The sequence below is a fragment of the Flavobacterium sp. GNP010 genome, from assembly GCF_056428945.1.
In genome coordinates this window covers 1-2,717 of record NZ_JBWJVK010000091.1, presented here as the reverse complement: position 1 = coordinate 2,717, position 2,717 = coordinate 1, and the positions used below count along the sequence as shown (strand labels likewise).

Genomic DNA, 2,717 nt, shown 5'->3' with positions numbered 1-2,717 from the left:
ATTAGTTCGATCTGTGAAACTATTCCATTAATTCTTTTTAGATACATTGGTAAGTGATCTTTAAAATAAATATCCAGTTTTTCTTTTTTTGAAATTTTGTCGTTAAAAAGTATCTTGATTTCATTTTCAAAATTTTTACTAAAAATTTCAAAATCATCAATCAGTTTAGTGATGTTTAAATCAGGTTTTTTTCTTTCCTTAAGTTCCTTAATTTTTTCTAATTCGGCAAGCCGTTCTTTTAAAAAAGATTGATATTCTTTGTAATACCAATAATGGTCACGTGTAGTTTTTTCTTCATACCATTGGTCTTCTTTATCAGGTGTGATTTTTTCGCCCTCGCTTATATCGTGAAAGTTTACGATTTTTTCATATTCGGCAATTATCTCTTTTTGATGCTTATCAATGTAATTGATATAAAAAATTTCATCGGCTAAATAATTAGCCTGTAAGAAACTTTCAAATCCTAGTTCGTATTGAATTTGAATGTGAATTCTAATATGGCGCCTAATATCGTCCTGAAATATTCCTTTCTTTATTTCTAATCGATCCATTTTAAATTGTTCCTGTGTTAAGTACTACTTTCATTTCGGGTGTTTTGTCTTTGTGTAGGTCGCTGTAAAACTTCATAAACAAATCTGCGTTGCTGTCTTTGTCCTCTCGTTGGTTTATGTAGGTCAAAAACAAACTTTCTTTGCTGTGGCCTGTTATGCCTATTAATACGGCCGTAGGTATTTTTTTGTAGTAGTTTGTGGCAAACGAACGTCTGAAACAGTGCGTTGTAATTAGTTCGTATTTTGGGTACGTGCTTAGTTCTTTTCGGTTGGTTTCGGTGTTTAACTTTGCGCCTTTTACAACCTCAACAATTCCAGCAAGTTTGCAAACTACTTTTACATAATCGTTTAGTTTTTGGTGTGGTACTGCCGTGGGTAAATGGTTTTCTATTATATCAATCACATGGGGCGCAATAATGCCAATGGTTACACTTTTATTTGTTTTCTGCTGTATGATGTCAATATAAATAGTTTGGACTTTGTAGCGTATGTTTTCATTTGTGATATTCAGTAAATCCCCACCACGCTGGCCAATTTCACAACCAAGCAAAATCCATTTGCGAGCGTTGTCTAGTGCTTCAGGTGTTATAAGCAAACCCTTTGTAAGATCAGGATTTTGTTTTTTAAAATTGTTGAGGTATTCCGTATTTGAAAGGTCTACATTTTTAATTTTATCTAATTCCTCAAATGATAATGTTTGAATGTATCTGTCTTTGTTGCTTTCGCCAAAATGTTGAATAACCTTTGAGTAAGGCGTTACGGGTATTTCGTGGTTTTTTTCAGCATCAATACAAATTGTTTTCAGCATTTGAAGTTTACGCCCAGCGGTGTTTTTTGCATACTTTTTTTTAGTCAGCATCCAAATTTTGAATTTTTCAATAAATGGGGCGGTCAAATCAGTGAATTGAATTTGCTTTTTGATTGCTTTTTGATACTCTATAACCACTTTTTTAAATGAAACGTAGCTTTTTATAGTTTCTTTGCTTAGTCCCGTATTTTGGCCTACAGTGCGGGTGCTTGCATTATCAATTATGTATTGTGTGTGATTGATTAATAAACCCGTGTCGTTTAGTACAACTCGATTAAAACATTCATTGATTTTTGCATTTAGCCAAAACGTATCAATAACCACATTATTTGCTAAATCAGTATTAATACTTTTGTATAAAAATGATTCTAACTTTTTTAGGCTGTTAAAAAGTGCTTTGCTTTCGGTGCTGTTTTGTTTAGGAAAGTTATCGCCTTTTTTGGGGTTGTCTTTTTCGGGCGTGTTCCAGTCTTTCGGGTGTGTTGTAAACCCCGTACTAACTTCTAAAAAATTACTACGTCCTAGGGAAACGTAAACCTTAATAGAAACGTTTTTGGTTGCATTACTTCGCAACCTAAATTTAATTGATGCCATGGTATAAAATTGAACGATTGAACAATTCAAAGATATTCAATTTTTAAGAGGTTTACAAAAGTTGCCAAACATTTGCCAAACATATTGCCATTCTTATTAATATTCATTCAATTTCATTCTAGTAATTTTATTTTTAAAATAAACCTGTAAAGCATTGAATTTATTGAGGTTTTTGGTTATGTTTGTACTGTTTTTAGGGAGTGTTTAAAAATCATTAATTGAGTGCTTTGTGTTGCAGGTTCGAACCCTGTCGCGGTCACAAAAACAATTAAAAATGCTTCAAAAAATCAAGTTTGCTTGAGATTATTTTGGAGCATTTTTATTTTAAAGCGGTACTGTAAAATGGTATTTCAAATTTTTTTCTTTGTGCTTTTTGGAGCATTTTTCCTTGTACTTCTTATTTTCAGAGTGCTTGAGCCAACGTATGTGTTTCTTTTTAATAAACCACTGTATGTGCACTGCTACCCTTTTACTAAGAAATTAAGACCAAGCGAGCGCCAAATTTTAGCTGATGATTTTCATTTTTACAATAGACTTTCTCCAAAACGGAAAACGTATTTCGAACATCGTGTAAAAGATTTTCTAATGCATTATGAGTTCATAGGAAAGGAAATTGAAATTTCAGAACAAATGCAAATGTTGATTGCCGGAACTTACGTGATGCTAACTTTTGGCATGAGGAAGTACTTGATTACTTTATTCGATAAAATAATAATTTATCCTTCTAGCTACTATTCTACTGTGAATGAAGCGTATCATAAAGG

Annotated in this window: 3 protein-coding genes; 1 reads left to right on the top strand and 2 read right to left on the bottom strand. The window is 32.4% G+C overall.

Features of this window, described 5'->3' with window-relative positions:
- Both AC061C_RS15510 and AC061C_RS15505 read right to left on the bottom strand, forming a co-directional pair.
- Positions 1-551: hypothetical protein (locus AC061C_RS15510; protein ID WP_478291921.1), on the bottom strand; the 551-nt coding region annotated here is incomplete at its 3' end.
- A gap of 1 nt (position 552) precedes the next feature.
- On the bottom strand, positions 553-1,953 hold the full coding sequence (locus AC061C_RS15505; protein WP_478291920.1) for a phage integrase SAM-like domain-containing protein: 1,401 nt from the start codon (positions 1,951-1,953) through the stop codon (positions 553-555).
- A 342-nt stretch (positions 1,954-2,295) separates the two neighbouring features.
- Here AC061C_RS15505 and AC061C_RS15500 point away from each other — a divergent pair.
- Positions 2,296-2,717 (top strand): zinc-dependent peptidase (locus tag AC061C_RS15500; RefSeq protein ID WP_478291919.1); only part of this gene is annotated, 422 nt, incomplete at its 3' end.

Coding starts and splice junctions, on each gene's coding strand:
- AC061C_RS15505 (WP_478291920.1), bottom strand. CDS start 1,953: ATGGCATCAATTAAATTTAGGTTGCGAAGTAATGCAACCAAAAACGTT.